General features: G+C 36.9%; 16 protein-coding genes. 8 read left to right on the top strand and 8 right to left on the bottom strand.

The features are described from left to right. Positions 1–259 precede the first annotated feature (259 nt). The 4 genes from BZG01_RS10380 to BZG01_RS10370 all read right to left on the bottom strand — a co-directional run bounded on the left by BZG01_RS10380 (position 260) and on the right by BZG01_RS10370 (position 4506). Positions 260–1747, bottom strand: coding sequence for a glycoside hydrolase family 130 protein (locus tag BZG01_RS10380; RefSeq protein WP_101309766.1), 1488 nt, complete (start codon positions 1745–1747; stop codon positions 260–262). A 45-nt stretch (positions 1748–1792) separates the two neighbouring features. Continuing rightward, positions 1793–1939 carry a glycosyltransferase family 4 protein gene (locus BZG01_RS21390; RefSeq protein WP_143470880.1) on the bottom strand — a complete coding sequence of 49 codons (147 nt, stop codon included), beginning with the start codon at positions 1937–1939 and terminating at the stop codon, positions 1793–1795. Between the two features lie 26 nt (positions 1940–1965). Continuing rightward, positions 1966–2154 carry a hypothetical protein gene (locus tag BZG01_RS10375; protein WP_218973076.1) on the bottom strand — a complete coding sequence of 63 codons (189 nt, stop codon included), beginning with the start codon at positions 2152–2154 and terminating at the stop codon, positions 1966–1968. An 84-nt stretch (positions 2155–2238) separates the two neighbouring features. Then, positions 2239–4506, bottom strand: a complete 2268-nt coding sequence (locus tag BZG01_RS10370) for a glycosyltransferase family 4 protein (protein ID WP_101309765.1) — start codon at positions 4504–4506, stop codon at positions 2239–2241. A gap of 361 nt (positions 4507–4867) precedes the next feature. On the opposite strand from BZG01_RS10370, the gene BZG01_RS10365 reads away from it, so the two are divergent. Further along, positions 4868–6076, top strand: coding sequence for a winged helix-turn-helix domain-containing protein (locus BZG01_RS10365; protein ID WP_101309764.1), 1209 nt, complete (start codon positions 4868–4870; stop codon positions 6074–6076). A 46-nt stretch (positions 6077–6122) separates the two neighbouring features. Here the strand turns inward: BZG01_RS10365 and BZG01_RS22050 are convergent, their stop codons facing one another. Next, positions 6123–6383, bottom strand: a complete 261-nt coding sequence (locus BZG01_RS22050; protein WP_101309804.1) for a cysteine-rich small domain-containing protein — start codon at positions 6381–6383, stop codon at positions 6123–6125. A 509-nt stretch (positions 6384–6892) separates the two neighbouring features. Here BZG01_RS22050 and BZG01_RS10350 point away from each other — a divergent pair. The 5 genes from BZG01_RS10350 (at position 6893) to BZG01_RS10330 (ending at position 11445) form a co-directional block, all read left to right on the top strand. Then, on the top strand, positions 6893–7333 hold the full coding sequence (locus BZG01_RS10350) for a GNAT family N-acetyltransferase (protein WP_101309762.1): 441 nt from the start codon (positions 6893–6895) through the stop codon (positions 7331–7333). A 62-nt stretch (positions 7334–7395) separates the two neighbouring features. Continuing rightward, complete coding sequence (locus tag BZG01_RS10345) at positions 7396–8523, top strand: amidohydrolase (protein WP_180327280.1); 1128 nt, start codon at positions 7396–7398, stop codon at positions 8521–8523. Continuing rightward, entirely contained in the window at positions 8523–9674 is a 1152-nt protein-coding gene (gene alr / locus BZG01_RS10340; protein WP_101309760.1) for an alanine racemase, read from the top strand. Before BZG01_RS10345 ends, alr begins: the two co-directional genes overlap by 1 nt. Before the next feature lie 12 nt (positions 9675–9686). Further along, positions 9687–10787 (top strand): alanine racemase, encoded by a 1101-nt coding sequence (locus BZG01_RS10335; RefSeq protein WP_101309759.1) that lies wholly within the window; start codon positions 9687–9689, stop codon positions 10785–10787. A gap of 145 nt (positions 10788–10932) precedes the next feature. Next, entirely contained in the window at positions 10933–11445 is a 513-nt protein-coding gene (locus BZG01_RS10330) for a MarR family winged helix-turn-helix transcriptional regulator (RefSeq protein ID WP_101309758.1), read from the top strand. A gap of 53 nt (positions 11446–11498) precedes the next feature. Here the strand turns inward: BZG01_RS10330 and BZG01_RS10325 are convergent, their stop codons facing one another. Continuing rightward, a complete protein-coding gene (locus BZG01_RS10325) occupies positions 11499–12578 on the bottom strand; it encodes a class 1 isoprenoid biosynthesis enzyme (protein ID WP_143470879.1) in 1080 nt (359 codons plus the stop codon). A 503-nt stretch (positions 12579–13081) separates the two neighbouring features. Between BZG01_RS10325 and BZG01_RS10320 the strand changes: the two genes are divergently transcribed. Then, on the top strand, positions 13082–14026 hold the full coding sequence (locus BZG01_RS10320; protein WP_101309756.1) for an NAD(P)-dependent oxidoreductase: 945 nt from the start codon (positions 13082–13084) through the stop codon (positions 14024–14026). 75 nt (positions 14027–14101) lie between these two features. Here BZG01_RS10320 and BZG01_RS10315 read toward each other — a convergent pair whose 3' ends face one another. Next, positions 14102–14797 carry a TapB family protein gene (locus tag BZG01_RS10315; protein WP_101309755.1) on the bottom strand — a complete coding sequence of 232 codons (696 nt, stop codon included), beginning with the start codon at positions 14795–14797 and terminating at the stop codon, positions 14102–14104. A 241-nt stretch (positions 14798–15038) separates the two neighbouring features. Here BZG01_RS10315 and BZG01_RS10310 point away from each other — a divergent pair, with 241 nt between their 5' ends. Next, complete coding sequence (locus BZG01_RS10310; RefSeq protein WP_101309754.1) at positions 15039–15470, top strand: globin domain-containing protein; 432 nt, start codon at positions 15039–15041, stop codon at positions 15468–15470. Positions 15471–15584: 114 nt separating this feature from the next. Here BZG01_RS10310 and queA read toward each other — a convergent pair whose 3' ends face one another. Next, positions 15585–16634: a tRNA preQ1(34) S-adenosylmethionine ribosyltransferase-isomerase QueA gene (queA, locus tag BZG01_RS10305; protein WP_101309753.1), complete on the bottom strand. Its 1050-nt coding sequence runs from the start codon at positions 16632–16634 to the stop codon at positions 15585–15587. Between the last annotated feature and the right edge of the window lie 11 nt (positions 16635–16645).

Here is a 16645-nt window from a genome sequence, read left to right as displayed (position 1 = left end):
GGTAAAACCACGCGGCAAACTGCTCCCGACGATCAAATTTGAACAAAACCATGCGGCAATGTCCTCTCGATCACCAATAGGTAATGTTTTCCATTGGCAAACTGCTCTCGACGACCAAACTTGAGTAAAACCACGTGGTAAATACTTCAAACCGAACGTCAATTACCCCAAAGGGGCTTATTGTGAGGAGTTTTTAGGAAGAAGTCTTCTTTTTGGAGATTAGAGGCAACTTTTTTTTTTGAAGTTCACTTTAGGGGATTTAGGGTTTATCCTCTTGCTTCTGAAATTTCATGCAGGAGAGCAGGTCGCTTAAATCGATAGTTGCAATACCCGATGATATATCAGACATGGCATAAGGAATAACTAATTGATGATTGCGAAGTATGCCTCCACACGAATAGATAACATTCGGTACATAACCTTCACGTTCTTCTTCGTTGGGTGTGAGTAATGGTTCTTCAAGTTGTGCAATTACTTTTGTAGGATCATCCAAATCGAGCAGGATAGCACCTATGGAATATTGACGCATGGGTCCCACGCCATGAGTAAGCACAAGCCAGCCTTCATCAATTTCAATGGGCGATCCGCAATTTCCTATTTGTATAATCTCCCATGGTTTTGTAGGTTTTTGTATAATTTTTGATTCCTGCCAAAAATGCAGATGATCCGAAAACATGATGTGATTGTTTTCTCCGTCCTGGCGCGACAGCATTACATATTTTCCTTTTATTTTGCGGGGAAATAATGCCATTCCTTTGTTTTGCACAGCTTTGCCATTTAAAGTAATAACATTAAAATTGAGAAAATCTTTTGTCTCTATTAGCTGCGGAAGGATACTTACCCCATTGTAAGCCGTGTAGGTTGCATAGTATATGTATTCGTCCGTGTCATGATAAAATTGAACAAACCGGGCATCTTCAATACCTCTGTTTTCGTTTTCCGAATAGGGAAATATCACGCGCTCCGAAATCCCGCAACTCTTATCAAACTGTATGTTGTAGTTCGAATTAGCCAACCAAAATAAAGTGTTAATTACTTTATGGTTACAGCTAAAGTCCGGATCCATGTGAAGTACACCAATACTTACTTTTAACTCCTGAAAAGTAAACCGGTCGGGTATTTGTTCCATTACCCGGCTGCTTGTTTCGTCCCATGCATTTAAATCTTCTAATTTTAGTCGAAACAGATGGCTGTCATAAAACGGGTTGTGGCGCATTTTTGATGTCTCAACAAACTCGCTGATCGGATCGAAAAGAATTGAATCATCTTTATTAATGACACCACTGCGAAAAACGATTGATGAAATGTGCCCTTCGCCTGTTGCCCGCAAACTCATTATAAAACGCAGACTGCCTTTGGATAAATTACTTTGATCCGGATGAGGAATCATGGAAGGATTGAAAAGAGCTGCCGATTCAATGGAGTACTCCATTGTAAAACAGGCTCCAATGAGCTTTTTTTTCGTTTTACTGATTGTGATGCCGTGTGGTAAAAATTCCGAAACATTATCAAAGTGTTCCGTTATTTTCCTCTCTATATTTTTGTGTCTGTCCTTGAATTTATCACAAATAGTATGCATTATTTTCTCGGCATCCTCTTCGTTAAGCTTTAAAACCCTGTCGATTATATGATCGATGCGCGATAAGTCACCTGGTATTTGTGCACGGGTAATTACCCGAGAAGTATCGCGCACTATTTTTATTGTTTTCCGACTAATAAGTCTGTTGATTTCCACTGTCTTTTCCATTTGTGTATTGCCTTATTGCTTAGTGATTTTATTAAAATGCGACTACTACTCTAAAATTTTCCGATAAACATCTAAATAAGCTTCTATCATTTTTTCCTGAGTAAATTTCGATTCTGCCCATTCTTTACAATAAGCCCGGCTTACCCATTTAATTGAATCAACAGCAAGCACTGCTTCATCAATTGTATTCACCAAAAAAACTGATTTGCCGGACTGTTTTAATTCCGGAACAAGCGGTTGCCGATACGAATTCCAATTTGCCTTTTGTTTTTGGAGTTTCCTGTTGCAAACAGGCTAACATCAATTCCCTTTTCAACAAGTCCTTCGGCAATATTTGAAGCCACCTGTTCCCACGGGCCGTATTTTGTTGGCGGTGTTCTCCATGCAATAAATACAGCTGTTTTCATGTGCTTATTGGGTTTGTGTAAACAATGGGTAACTGGTTGATCTAAAACAGCGGTGCCTGCACACATTACTTTATCGGCAACACCTCAATTAATTAAATTCTGCTGAATTTTTCCATGTGATCTTTTTTTTATGAAGTTTGCCTTTTTGAAATCTTTATGCGCCTGCAGAACAGTTAGGTGTGAAATTAAATAAGCCAGTGTGCTTTCTGCACCTTGATTGCGGTTAACACCATAACTTTCCAATCCATCGCAGCAACCGTTCGTTTCAACATCATACAAACTTATCCGTAAATCATTCTCACCGTGAAACCACATGTATGCTTTGAATAATTTTTTCAGATATTCTATGTTTTTGGTCAATTTAAAAGCTTGCTGAAATAGTAATATCATTGCCATAGCATCAAGTGGCTGCTGAGCAAAAACAGCTCGTTTCCCATTTTTTTCGTACCAGCCGTCATTTCCAATTATCGATAAATATCCATTGGTAAATGTTTTACTGATTAAAAATTCCATTGAAGTGAAAGCCGTTTTGCGAATTTTATCGTCATTATGTATTTCTGAAGCATGAAGCAACGCAAGCGGCAACATGGCATTGTCATAGGTTAAGAATGGTTCAAACCATCTCCAGTCATCCGAACTGTTTGCTTCATAACTTTCAACCAGCTTATTTGAAAGACGGCTTAACAGCTCAGTCATTGAATCATCGCCAGGATTTCTTTTCAAATAATAGCTGATTCCCATTATTGTGTTGGCAATACTTCTAATTGATTTTAGTTTATCGAAAACAGGAACTGCTTTTTTTAAAATGGATTCACCGGATTGATAATATGAATAATCGGGGGCATTGCCAAGCAAATAACCTAGAGCCCAAATGGTTCTTCCAAAAGAATCTTCCGATCCAACTTCATCAAGAAAATTACGATCGAAGCCAAGGAAATTCCGAAATGTTCCATCATCGTTTTGCATATATTGTATATAACTCAAATAGATCGGGCACAATTCGAGAGCCTTGTAATTATTTTTTTCCTTGTTGGCCAGCAAAGCCATTAACAATGCTCTGGCGTTATCATCTAAACAGTAACCATCTTTTAAATTTGGGATACTAAATTTAGCATGTTGTATAATTCCGGTATCATCAGTTAATCGGTGTATGTGTTTAAGCGAAAATGGGGGCATATTCAAAATATCAAATGACTGCCCTTTTGTTTCTATTTTGTCTTGTAATCTATCAGACACCAGATTATTGTATTTAATTCCTGTTTTAGGCCACGTTAGATTTCTCCCGAACTCATAAGCATTTTTCCGCAAAGCATGTAAGGTCTCGGGCTCATCCAGCAGCTCAATCAAAATATCTGTCAGTTGGTTCGAGTTGTGAAAATCAAACAGGCGGCCTACTCCGTTGGCTAATAATTCGGTGGCGTGCCAGTATGGGGTCGAGATAACGGCCGAACCTGCACCCACTGCATAAGACAAGGTGCCGCTTGTAATTTGAGCTTCGTTGTTATAGGGTGTTATATAAATATCAGAAGCATATAAATATTTAAATAAATCTTCCTGAGGAATATACTCGTTTGGTATTATTACGTGATCTTCAAGCATAAGATCTTTAATAAGTTGCCTTAGATATACCAAATACTCATCGCCCGAAGAGCGCATAACACCTGGATGAATTTTTCCCAATACCAGATAGATAATATTTGGATGCTTTTTAACGAGTTTTGGCAATGCTTTTATGGCTACCTCAATGCCCTTATTTCGACTCAAAAAACCAAATGTTAAAAGGATTTTTTTCTCTTCGAGATTGAACTCTTTTTTTACTTTTTTCTGATCAAAATGGAAGTCCGGCACTCCATGTTCAATAAATGCAATTTTTTCTCTGGGAACATCATATATATCCGTGAGAAAATCAATCGCTTTTAGATTCATAACCACCACCACATTAGCCATTTTGCATATTTCCTTTAGAATGGCTTTTTGGGTGTACGACGGAGTATTACTAATGGTATGAAGGGTAACCACCAAATGTATTTTAAGTCTGTACAGCAGGGAAAGGATGTATATACCGCTTTGCCCGCCAAAAATGCCAAATTCATGTTGAAGAATACAAACATCAGCTCCGCTGTTGTTTATGTTTTTTGCCGCAGCGATATACTCATTTCTGTTTTCCTGCTGAATAGTTAGTTTTACTTCTTTCGGATATGAGTATTCTTCATCCGAATTCTTCATGGCAATAATAAATCCTTCGTTCTCATTCTGAGTAATATCGCCCACCATAGAATGATACAGGTCACTTGTGAAGCTGCCAATTCCACATTCCCGTGGGGGATATGTTCCTATGCAGGCAAATTTCATAATTCGTAATTTTTAAGAATATTAAAACAGCGTTACTATTTCAAGAGGTTGTCCTGTTTTACAGGAGTTTTAAGAGTAAGAGAGAATACTACTAAAGATAGTGAAATATCATGAATTTTAAGGTGTGTAGAGGGCGCAAAAGGATTTGTAAAAAGGGGATTTATGCTATGTTGGACATGTTCCTTTTGCATTGCAGCAGCTTGTTGCGGGTTAATGATCTAAATTAGTTTCGCTGTTCTATATCTTATAAAAATGGTTTCGATAATTTTTGCTTAGCATTCTGTTTGCTATATTGCTGGTGTCAAATGATAGAATAGTTCGGACTGGGTTTTGAGCCGCAGCAGTAATAAGGAAGATATACATGACCAAAATAACAGAAACACTTTCCATTCAAGAAGCCAGAAAACTGGTGTTACTATCACAAAAGCTGCCTCCGGTAAAGCAGAAAGGTACAACGCTTGAAGCTACCCTGTCGGCTATTGAGCATCTTGGTTATATTCAAATTGACACCATTTCGGTGATTCAGCGGGCTCATCATCATACATTGTGGAATCGGAATCCCGGTTATGAAACTTCCCACCTTGAGAAACTGATTGCTGACAAAAAAGTTTTTGAATATTGGTCTCATGCAGCCGCTTATTTGCCCATGTGCGATTACCGTTTTAGTTTGGTTCGTAAACAGGAGATTGCAAGCGGCAGGCAGAAGCATTGGTACGATCGCGATGAGAAGATGATGAAATTGGTGCTGCATCGCATTACCAGCGAAGGTCCCTTAATGGCGAAGGATTTTGAGTATACCGGTAAAAAGAAAATGGATTGGGCAAGTAAACCCTCCAAACGTGCTTTGGAATATCTGTTTATGCAGGGCGATTTGATGATTCCTTACCGGCAAAATTTCCACAAAGTTTATGATCTTACTGAAAGAGTACTGCCTGAGGGGATTGACACTTCAGCGCCTTTGCAGGATGAGTACGCACGTTTTCTAATCACAAGCTACCTGCAGGCCAACGGACTGGGACAAGCCTCTGAAATGGTCTATTTACTGAAAAACACCAAGGCACTTATTTCTTCCACTTTGCAGGAAATGCATTCGAATGGTGAATTGGTTCAGGTTGCTGTTGGTGAAAATAACTACTACGCTTTGCAGGATTCGCTTGAATTGTTGAAAAGACCTTTGTCCCGCAGCAAACTAAAAATACTGTCACCATTTGATAACTTGTTGATTCAACGCAAGCGCATGCAAACAATTTTTGATTTTAATTATCAGATTGAGTGTTATGTGCCCGAGCCAAAACGCCGGTATGGTTATTTTTCTCTTCCCATTTTGTGGGATGGAAGTTTGATTGCACGAATGGATTGTAAAGCGGATCGAAAAGAATCACTCTTTCATATTCAGCACCTTGTATTGGAGTCTGGGTTGGTGAAAACTGAAGCTTTCGCCCTTGCACTTTGTAAAGAACTGGAATTTTTTATGCAATTTAATAATTGCAGTAATCTTAAGTTACACAAAACCACACCAAGCAACTTTAAACCTGTATTTCAAGCTGTTATTAACAGTTTAATCAGGTGATAAATTCGGAAAACAAATTGCTGCCGCAGCAGGAAATAGAATGCAGTTACTCCCGTTCACTTCCTATTTTAGAAACGACGCTCATTTTGCTCATCATATATTCATGTGAGTTTTTGGTATGTGGTAGGGTACAATCAGAGCAATTTTTAAACCCGTTTGTATATTTAAAATTACCTCCACACTTATCTTTTAGCATGTATAATGGGCAATAGCAAAACAAACAATTAAATTCTTCTTCGTTTTCTACTTTGTGACAAGGGAAATACTCGCATTTTTTATTCTGGAAAAACTTGTAATTTTCTGACATATCTTTACTGCTTTTTTCTCTGAATTCTTGATCCATTGGATCAATTTCATACAAAGCTAACCACTGGAATTATTTATTCCAATCAAATATCTTTTTTACTGAAATTATTGATTTTCATACAGGTTGTTTTTTGCTCATTTGATATTTGGTTGTGGAAGTATTTAATGGGCTTTAAAGGTAAATTCTCATTAAATTTCAGGTTAGCAGAATTGTTTAAAATATCTAAATAGGTTCTACACAACAAATATGTATAACATCCAACTAATTTACAAAAATGAAGAAAACACCTTTTTGTAAGGATCTTCTAAAAATCAATCAACGAGTGTTTTATTGCTGTGTGGATGACGATAGTGGGTGCTTTTATTGGCTTTTTGTATTTATTAAACTACTTTTGTGGTGTAGAAACAATTTAAGACTTAAAAATGTTTTAAGCTTTATGGTTTGAAGACAGCATACTTAAATTGTTGTAAACGGATTCAATCCTAACAATTAATATAAACACAGTTTTTATGGTAAATTATAAAACGTACACTTCAATTTCAAAACCTGATAGTATAGAAAGAGAAGCTATTGTGAGCTTTTTGTATACTCATTTAGATGAATACGGAGATGCTAAGGAAGATATCGAAAAGGCAATTATTTATGCAGTTAAGGATGAACCGGCAGGTGGCGGTTTTGTTTTAGTTGCTAAGGAAAATGATGAAATAGTTGGTGCTGTTGTGATTAACCGAACCGGAATGGAAGGTTATATTCCTGAGAATATTTTAGTATACATAGCTGTACATGAATCTCAAAGAGGAAAAGGTTTAGGTAAAGGCTTAATGAAAGAGGTGATTAAAATTAGTAATGGTGATATTGCTTTGCATGTTGAGCCAGAGAATCCAGCCCGATTTTTATACGAAAAAGTAGGATTTAGCAGCAAGTATGTTGAAATGCGACTGAAAAAGTAGAGGCATGCCTATTCATGCAATTGATATTTTTAATTGAACAGCATTCTATAATATCTGAGTATATGAACGAGAAAATAATTGCACTTCGAAGAGAATTACATAAATATCCCGAAGTTTCAAATCGTGAATATCAGACCACAGACAGGATTGTAAACTTTGTAAATGAGTACAAGCCCGATGAGGTAATCAGACTTGGAGATAAAGGTGTATTATTTGTTTTCCAAGGAGCAGAACAGGGAAAAACCGTGATGTTTAGATGCGAATTGGATGCACTTCCTATTCAGGAAATTTTAGAACATGAATATACTTCAGTAAATGAGGGAGTATCTCATGTTTGTGGACACGATGGGCACATGGCCATAGTTGCCGGTTTGGCTCAGAAAATATCGAATGATCGACCGAAAAAAGGCAGAGTAGTTTTACTTTTTCAGCCAGCCGAAGAAGTGGAGCAGGGGGCATGTGATGTATTGGAAAATGTGAATTTCAAAAACAATGAGCCCGATTATCTGTTTGCGCTGCACAATATTCCTGGACTTAAGAAACATAAAATAGTTCTTAAAAAGGGAAGTTTTGCTTCCGGATCAAAAGGCATGACTGTTCAGCTTACCGGAAAAACATCTCATGCGGCCGAACCTCAGGATGGCATTAGCCCTGCCGATGCCATCTCACAAATAATTAAGAAACTTCATGTTCTAAAGGCAGATAAAAAGCTGTTTAGCGATTTTATTCTACTAACTATCATCCACATTCAATTGGGCGAGATATCTTTCGGAACTTCTCCGGGGTATGCCGAAATGAGAATTACATTGCGTGCTTTCGAAAATGAAGATTTAAGATTGCTAACTTCTTTGTGTGAGAAAATAGTGAAGGAAATTGCGAGCTCGGAAAAACTAGCTTGTGAAATTAGCTATACCGAAGTGTTTCCTGCAACAATGAATAATAATTGCTGTGTTGATATCGTAGAACAAGCGGCAAGACAGAATGGTTTGAATGTGGAGCATATTAAAACGCCCTATAAATGGTCCGAAGACTTTGGTTACTATACCGAAAAGTTCAATGCCTGTTATTTTGGGTTGGGTGCTGGAACTGAGCAGCCTCAACTTCATAATCCCGATTTTAATTTTCCTGATGATATCATTGAGACGGGAGTAAATCTATTCTATTCTATTTATAAAAGTACTTTACAGTAATGATTGACGATACAATAATATCACTAAGTGAAAAATCAATCCAAAATAATATTTCATTTTTACGATCGAAACTTGGTGATAAAGTAAAAATATCAGCTGTAGTGAAAGCCAATGCCTACGGTCATGGGATCGAACAAATTGTTCCAGTATTTAATAAATATGGCATCGATCATTTTTCTGTATTTTATTACAGTGAAGCCCTTCGCGTTTACAATTGCCTTTCCAAAACAGCCTCTATAATGGTTATGGGTTGGTTGAGCGAAAAGGATATTAAAGATGCAATCGAAAAAGGAATAGAATTCTTTGTTTTTAATATGGAGCGTTTACAATTGGCAGTTAAGTATGCCAAAGAGTTGGGTGTAAAAGCCAAAATTCATCTCGAAACTGAAACCGGAATGAATCGTTCAGGATTAAACAGGGAAGAATTAAATGCTGCCATTGCTATTGTGAAAGAAAACATTGAGTATATCGAGCTAACAGGATTCTGTACCCATTTGGCTGGAGCCGAAAGTGTCTCTAATCATTTTAGGATACAGAATCAGTTGCAGAGATATCAGGAAATGGCAAGTGAATTGGAAGCGAATAATTTGACACCAAAGTACAAACATGTCGCCAATTCGGCCGCAAGTATTGTTTATCCTGAAACAAGAATGGATTTGGTAAGAGTGGGGATTATGCTTTATGGTTTTTGGTCGAGTACCGAAGTGTTTGTGCAGTATATTAATAACCAGGAGTATAGGGTGGATCCATTAAATAGGATACTTGGCTGGCAAAGTCAGATAATGGCTCTTAAGGAAGTTAAAAGCGGAGAATTTGTGGGCTATGGGATTTCATATCTTGCTCAATCCAAAATTACAACAGCCTTGGTTCCTGTTGGATATTCTTTTGGTTACAGTCGTTCATTGAGTAATAAAGGGCGTGTTCTAATTCGTGGACATCAATGCAGTGTAATTGGGGTTGTAAACATGAACATGATGATCGTAGATGTGACTCATCTTAAAAAGGTAGAAGTAGGAGATAAAGTGGTATTGATTGGCAAGCAGGGCAAATCAGAAATAAAGGTAAGCGCTTTTAGTGAAATTAGTGATGAACTTAACTATGAAATATTGGCACATTTATCAGAAAGTATAACCCGTAGGGTAATCAAATAAAACTTAGAAATTATGGCTTTTGTAACTTTAGATATTAAGAAATTAAAATCAAACTTTGATTATCTCGATTCTCTTTTTAGAAAAAATGGAATTGAATGGTCAATTGTGTCGAAAATGTTGTGTGGAAATAAGGAATTTTTAACCGAATTATTAAAATTCGATTTTACTCAGATATGTGATTCCCGGGTTTCCAACTTAAAAGTGATCAAGTCGATCAATCCCAACATTGAAACCATTTACATTAAGCCTCCGGCAAAACGCTCAATTTCGAGTGTGGTGAAGTATGCCGATATTAGTGTAAATACAGAGTTTGAGACTATTAAGCTTTTGTCAGAAGAAGCTAAAAAGCAGAAAAAAACTCACAAAATCATCATAATGATTGAGTTGGGAGAACTTCGCGAAGGCGTTTTGGGCGAAGATTTTATTGCCTTTTATGAAAGTGTTTTTAGGCTGGATAACATTCAGGTGATCGGAATTGGTGCAAATCTGTCTTGTTTGTACGGTGTTTTACCAAATCACGATAAGTTAATTCAGCTGAGCTTATACGAACAATTGATTGAAGCAAAATTCAACAAACAAATTCCTTATGTTTCAGGAGGTTCGTCGGTTACGATACCACTTATTTTTCAAAATTTACTGCCAAAAGGAATCAATCATTTTAGGGTTGGAGAAACCTTATTTTTGGGAACTGATGTGTACAACAATACAAAATTCAAAAAAATGCATTCTGATGTATTTCGCCTGTACTCAGAAATAATAGAATTGATTGAAAAACCGACTGTTCCCATGGGTGAATTTGGGACAAATTTAGAAGGGGACAGTTATGAAATTGATAAAACGAATATTGGAGAAACTTCGTACAGGGCAATAGTTGATTTAGGATTGCTTGATGTTGAGGTGAGTCATCTCGAATTGGTTGATAAAAGCTTAAAAATTTCAGGCGCAAGTTCCGATATGATTGTAATTGATCTGGATGATAACAAAAATAAATACAAAGTGGGTGATTTGATTGAGTTTGACATGGATTATATGGGAATACTGAGGATTCTAAACTCAAGATATATTGAAAAAAGAGTGAAGACCGTTGCGAACAAAAAAGCCTGTGTGCTATAAGCTTCCCCTATGGATTAAGCAATTATCTGAAGAGTTTACAGTTCGTTGATTATTATTGGAGATACCCGCTTCAATAAGCTTGCATTAAAGACAAATTAGTTATTTTTGCCCTGAAAATGAGTTTTGTCGATTAGATTTACAATGAATGGACTATAAGAATATTATTGTTAAAATCAGGAGGATTATTCGATCTATTAATTTAGAATCAAAGAAAATCCAAAAGGATCACGGAGTAAGTATTCCGCAGATACTATGCTTGGAATGTCTTAAAAATTCTCCTAACTATCAGGCGACTCAGAAATCAATCAGAGATCAGTTGAATCTTAATTCCAGCACCATTACAGGTATAATAAGTCGTTTGGAAAAGAAGGGAATGCTGGCGCGATTGCCTAAAATTGGAGATCGAAGAACGACTTTGATTGCATTAACCTCTAAGGGTGATAATCTTTTACAGGAAGCTCCCGATTTGCTGCAGCAAAGGTTAGCCGTGAAATTAAAGAAAATATCCGATGAAGAACTGGAACAGATCGGCAAGTCGCTGGATGTATTGGTGAATATGCTCGAAATAGAAGATTTGGAAGCTTCTCCCTTACTTACGGCAGAGGATGTTATTCTGGAAGAGGTTAAATCGGAGAATCCAGACGAAGAGATATCATAATTAGGAACTGCTAAAGACTAAACGGGCTTTACGAAATGGAAAGTCTTTTTTGATTAAGCGTTGCTCTCGCTTAGTCGATATTCATCAATTTTTTGCAGCATTAAATCCCGAAAAGGTTCCAAATCTGTTTTTTGTTTGCGAAGAAAGGAAAAACGGAAAGGAGCATATTTTTCTATTTTCAGAATAAAATCATCACTGAAATCTTCCTGATTTTCGAAAATTGAGACTAAAAACAACAAAGCAAAACTCTTTTTAATCAAACCTTGAAAAGATATTTCGTCAGGATATAAATTGGTTACGCTTTGCTGAAATGTTTTGCCTAGAAAATAAGTTTTACAAAGTAGTTTGTCCAAATTTCCGTAAGGTAACTTTCTTGAAAAACAAGTCATAACTCCATCCAGATAATCTTGTCGGGCATCCTGTAAATCGTCTAAAATCTGAAGAAAAGCGCCGTATTCATATAAAAAATGCAATTGTTTTGCGTCTAAATTGCCCAGCACCAAATAACCATCAGCAATTACCGAGCTGGCACCTTTGTTGATACAAATTTTGAAGGTTTCTTCTTCAGAAAGCATAGGTTTATGGCTCACTAATGCAAGACTTTGGATTTGGGCATTGTGAATGGCAAGCAGACTATGGTATACTTCAGGGTAATTTTCCCGATCGAACTCAGATTCGATCATTTCTACTAAATCGTAAATTTGCTGTTCAGTGCCGGATTCCGATTTTACAGATTCTCCTTCCAACCGCAAAGCAAATCGTTGGCAAAAATTGATTTTTTCTTCCTTATTAATGCTTGCATCATCAATCAGATTGTCGGTATATGGATACAAAAGGCTGTAGGCCAAAAGCGAAGGTGTAATTTTGATTTCTTTTCCGAAAAATGATTGCAGGCCAAGCATGATCCACACATTTCGTAATGCCTGAAAAATTTCAGTATTCCCCAAATCCGGATCGAAAAGCCATGCTTTTTGAATGAAATCTTTCGTGGCATGGAGCATTTCATCGGAAAATATGAGTTCAAGTTGATCGGGGGAGTACGATAAAGCTTCTTTGAAAAATAGTTGTGTTTTTCGCAGTATTTCCAATTTGTTGGGCTGTTGAAAATTAGCTTCGCTTTGTACAAACTTCATAAAGCGATCGAATTTTAATTCCCATATCCTTTTTTCTAAATAGGAAAATCGTTTTCCTGTGCCAGGAAAATACTCCGGACAATTCTCCCAGGTGATAATGAATTGGTCTTGGATCTTGTTATAAAGTTCTGATTGATTGATCATGATGAAAGAGAAAATCAGTTGTTGTGAATAAGGTGTTCGTTATTTTTTTTTATGGCTGATAATCAGAGTGATTTAGCTGGCAGATATCTCAACGCAGAGGTGTAAAAATTAAGCATATTGTAAATCAATCTAATATCTCACATCTAAAATCTAGCGATCCATTGTGAATACAAGTTGAAAAAAATACCTGAGATTGTAAATTAAAATCGTTTAATCGAACTTATTACCCGTCAAAACAGACTTTTGTATTGATGTTGTAGAATAGATGCTATTGCATTGATAGTGATGTATGTTTTTTTTACTTTGCTTAACTCAAATCATATTCGGTTTGAAGCAACTTAAAAACAAATTATAAACGGATGAAATTTTCTATACTGGAACCAATTGGAATTACGGCTTGTAAATATGAACAGTTAAAACAGGAGTTTGCAGCGCTTGGACACGAATTGATCTTTTTTACCGATCGGAATGAGAATGAGCAGGAGTTAATAAAGCGTGCCGAAGGTGCCGATGCTGTTGTTGTCAGTAATATCCCAATCACAAAAGCTTTTTTGGATGCCTGTCCTAATCTTTCAATGATTTCGGTTGCTTTTACCGGTGTCGATCATATAGATATGGAAATATGCCGGGAGAGAAATATTCTGGTGAGCAATGCAGCAGGTTTTTCAACCGAATCGGTTGCTGAATTAGTCATTGGAATGATTTTATCGGTGTACAGAAAGATTGTTTCCGGCGATTCGATTACCCGCTTTGGTGGAGACCGGGCCGGCTTTTTAGGAACGGAACTGAACGGCAAGACTATTGGTATTGTTGGAGCCGGCGCAATTGGCCTTAGGGTGGCCGAGATTGCAAAAGTTTTTAACTGCAGACTAATTGCATACAACCGAAGTGAAAAGACCGTAGAAGGCGTTGAATTTGTTGATATGCCTACTTTATTAAAAGAATCGGATGTTGTTTCACTTCATGTTCCGCTGACAAATGAAACCAAAGGATTTATTGGCAAAGAAGAATTCAAGCAAATGAAGCCTTCAGCCATTTTAATTAATACAGCCCGCGGACCGGTTGTTAACAGTGATGCTCTTTGTGAAGCATTGGAAAATGGTGAAATTGCAGGAGCTGCTGTGGATGTTTACGAAAAAGAGCCGCCTTTGGATAAAGAACACATTCTGTTTACAGCTCCTAACTTAATCATGTTGCCTCATTTGGCATTCGCCACCAACGAATCGTTCGGCAAGCGGATTGATATTGTGATGGAAAACATCCGTTTGTGGTTACAAGGAAAACCAAGAAACATTATGAATTAAATAAGCTAAAAGCATAAAGGTGAAAGGAGAAAGTGCCAAGTTGTTTGGGGATTTCTCCTTTTAATTTCTACCAGTTTATTGAACAATTTTTATCAATTCCGTAGTGCTGTTCAGTTTTCCTTTTTTGTTGTACGATTCACTTCGGATGGTTCCAATGTCTTTTACTATCCAGGTAATGTTGTGCAGTTGCACATTTACAATGCCCATTTTACTTTTCACATCTTCCGATACTTTGTAGCATGTAAATGTACCGGCAGGAGTTGTTACGTCTTCAAGAACCTCAACTTTTCGATTCACAATATTGGTGGTCATGTTCATATTCATCATTCCTGCTCCAATTTCAAGCGATATCGAGCCATCGTTTAATTCCAAGCCAGGATAAAGTTTAGGAGGATAAATCAGATCATCCGTAGTAATTTTAACCTCCATATCTTTAAAGCCTTCCATCTGTTTCTGATTCAGGTATTTTTCCATATCGATGTAAAAAACATTGTCTTTACATCGGAAACTAATTGTGTCTTGTGTAATTATTTTGTTTGAATCTTTAGGATCCATATAGGTTTGCAGCAATTCGAATGTTGTTTCTCCGCCGCGTTCCTTTACTGATATCATTTTTTGAGTGTACACGCCTTCAGTTTTTCCTTTGGCATTTTTCATCTCATAATGGAGCTCAGTGCCAATATTGCTTGGTATGTAGACGGTGCAATCTTGAGAGAAGGCCGGTGTACTTAGAAAAACCAATGCAATAAAAAAGTTAATTATTTTTTTCATGAGAGCTGAATTGTTATTTGCAGATGCTTAGCAAATAGTTGTTTAAAGTGAAATTTGATTTTCATCTTGATAAGGTAAATTTAGAGAGGTAAAGGATCTTTCTATTGATAATTAAAATTACAGAATTGTGCGCGAAGGAAAAAATAAATAAGATGGGTTTGTCTTTTTTCCATTATGGAAGGCAATAAAACCAATGAATATTTATAATTTTATATAGTATTTGCTTAAATAATGACTTGCAATGGAATTGAAAATTAAAGATTATCCCTTTGGAGAACGGCCCGAGGTAACCAGACCAAATAAAGATTTTTTTAAATATCTGGGTGAAGACGGGATTCGAAAATTAGTCGACGATCATTATGAAATGTTGAGAGAAAGTAAGTTTAGTCCTTTGTTTCCTCAGGATAAAGATGAGTTTGAAGCGGCAAAACTTCGTTCATCCGATTTTTTTATTCAGGTTTTAGGCGGACCGGAGTATTTTAATCAGAACAGGGGAGCCCCCATGTTGGTTAAAAGGCATGCAAATTTTAAAATAACAAGAGAAGCACGTCAGGTTTGGATGCAGTGCTACCAAAAGCTTTTGCCCGAGCTGGATGTGCCTGAAGAACTAATCCTTTCTTACTGGAATTATCTGGATGTATTTTCGAGCTGGATGGTGAACTCAGAGGAATAAGGATCAGGAACCAAGGGAAAAAGTTTTAAGACGCGTTTTAATGTGTCGTTTAGAGATAAAAAAAGCTGTTGAAATTGAATTCAACAGCTTTACTTTTGGATATATATTTTGATCTTAGATAATCAACATTGCGTCACCATAAGTTCCAAAACGATATTTTTCTTTGATTGCTTCCTGATAAGCAGCCATTACTTTATCGTATCCTCCAAATGCACAAACCATCATCAGTAAAGTTGAAAGCGGCAAATGGAAATTGGTAACCATGCTGTTAGGAACACTGAAATCGTAAGGAGGAAAAATAAATTTATTGGTCCACCCTTCGAATGGTTTTAATGTTCCCTGGGTTGATACTGAGGTTTCTAAAGTACGAACAACAGTTGTACCAACAGCACAGATGTTTTTCTTCTTTTTCTTACCACTGTTTACCTTTTTTACGGCCAAATCGTTAATTTCGATTTGTTCCGAATCCATTTTGTGTTTGGTTAAATCTTCAACATCTACAGTTCTGAAGTTACCCAAACCAACATGCAAAGTAACCTCTGCAAAATCAACTCCTTTAATTTCCAGACGCTTCATTAGCTCACGGCTAAAGTGCATACCTGCAGTAGGTGCGGCAACAGCTCCTTCATGTTTTGCAAAAATCGTTTGGTAACGTTCTGCATCTTCAGGTTCTACTGCACGGTCTATAAATTTAGGAAGAGGAGTTTCTCCTAATCCGTAAAGTGCCTTTTTAAAATCTTCGTAAGGGCCATCGTATAGGAAACGAAGAGTTCTTCCCCTTGAAGTTGTATTGTCGATTACCTCAGCAACCAATAAATCATCATCGCCAAAATACAATTTGTTACCGATTCTGATTTTACGGGCAGGATCAACTAAAACATCCCATAATCTCTGCTCGCGATTTAATTCTCTTAGCAAAAACACTTCGATTTCAGCGCCTGTTTTTTCTTTGTTGCCATACAAACGAGCAGGAAAAACTTTTGTGTTGTTGAAAACCATAACGTCTTCATTATCAAAATAATCAATAAGATCTTTGAAGATTTTATGCTCGATTTTACCTGTATCTTTGTGAAGCACCAATAAGCGAGATTCATCTCTATTGTAGGCTGGATGTAAAGCAATAAGTTCGGTTGGTAATTTGTACTTAAACTTCGATAACTTCATAATGCTGAATG

Origin of the sequence: Labilibaculum manganireducens (genome assembly GCF_002843385.1) — a bacterium.
GTDB classification, from domain to species: domain Bacteria; phylum Bacteroidota; class Bacteroidia; order Bacteroidales; family Marinifilaceae; genus Labilibaculum; species Labilibaculum manganireducens.
The sequence above is the reverse complement of the archived record's forward strand: the minus strand, read 5'-3'. Positions and strand labels throughout refer to the sequence as shown.

What these genes read in the sequence shown, in the direction of transcription:
- BZG01_RS10380 (WP_101309766.1), bottom strand. Translation starts at nt 1,747, where the DNA reads ATGGAAAAGACAGTGGAAATCAACAGACTTATTAGTCGGAAAACAATA.
- BZG01_RS10375 (WP_218973076.1), bottom strand. Translation starts at nt 2,154, where the DNA reads ATGAAAACAGCTGTATTTATTGCATGGAGAACACCGCCAACAAAATAC.
- BZG01_RS10370 (WP_101309765.1), bottom strand. Translation starts at nt 4,506, where the DNA reads ATGAAATTTGCCTGCATAGGAACATATCCCCCACGGGAATGTGGAATT.
- BZG01_RS10365 (WP_101309764.1), top strand. Translation starts at nt 4,868, where the DNA reads ATGACCAAAATAACAGAAACACTTTCCATTCAAGAAGCCAGAAAACTG.
- BZG01_RS22050 (WP_101309804.1), bottom strand. Translation starts at nt 6,383, where the DNA reads ATGTCAGAAAATTACAAGTTTTTCCAGAATAAAAAATGCGAGTATTTC.
- BZG01_RS10350 (WP_101309762.1), top strand. Translation starts at nt 6,893, where the DNA reads ATGGTAAATTATAAAACGTACACTTCAATTTCAAAACCTGATAGTATA.
- BZG01_RS10345 (WP_180327280.1), top strand. Translation starts at nt 7,396, where the DNA reads ATGAACGAGAAAATAATTGCACTTCGAAGAGAATTACATAAATATCCC.
- alr (WP_101309760.1), top strand. Translation starts at nt 8,523, where the DNA reads ATGATTGACGATACAATAATATCACTAAGTGAAAAATCAATCCAAAAT.
- BZG01_RS10335 (WP_101309759.1), top strand. Translation starts at nt 9,687, where the DNA reads ATGGCTTTTGTAACTTTAGATATTAAGAAATTAAAATCAAACTTTGAT.
- BZG01_RS10330 (WP_101309758.1), top strand. Translation starts at nt 10,933, where the DNA reads ATGGACTATAAGAATATTATTGTTAAAATCAGGAGGATTATTCGATCT.
- BZG01_RS10325 (WP_143470879.1), bottom strand. Translation starts at nt 12,578, where the DNA reads ATGAAGTTTGTACAAAGCGAAGCTAATTTTCAACAGCCCAACAAATTG.
- BZG01_RS10320 (WP_101309756.1), top strand. Translation starts at nt 13,082, where the DNA reads ATGAAATTTTCTATACTGGAACCAATTGGAATTACGGCTTGTAAATAT.
- BZG01_RS10315 (WP_101309755.1), bottom strand. Translation starts at nt 14,797, where the DNA reads ATGAAAAAAATAATTAACTTTTTTATTGCATTGGTTTTTCTAAGTACA.
- BZG01_RS10310 (WP_101309754.1), top strand. Translation starts at nt 15,039, where the DNA reads ATGGAATTGAAAATTAAAGATTATCCCTTTGGAGAACGGCCCGAGGTA.
- queA (WP_101309753.1), bottom strand. Translation starts at nt 16,634, where the DNA reads ATGAAGTTATCGAAGTTTAAGTACAAATTACCAACCGAACTTATTGCT.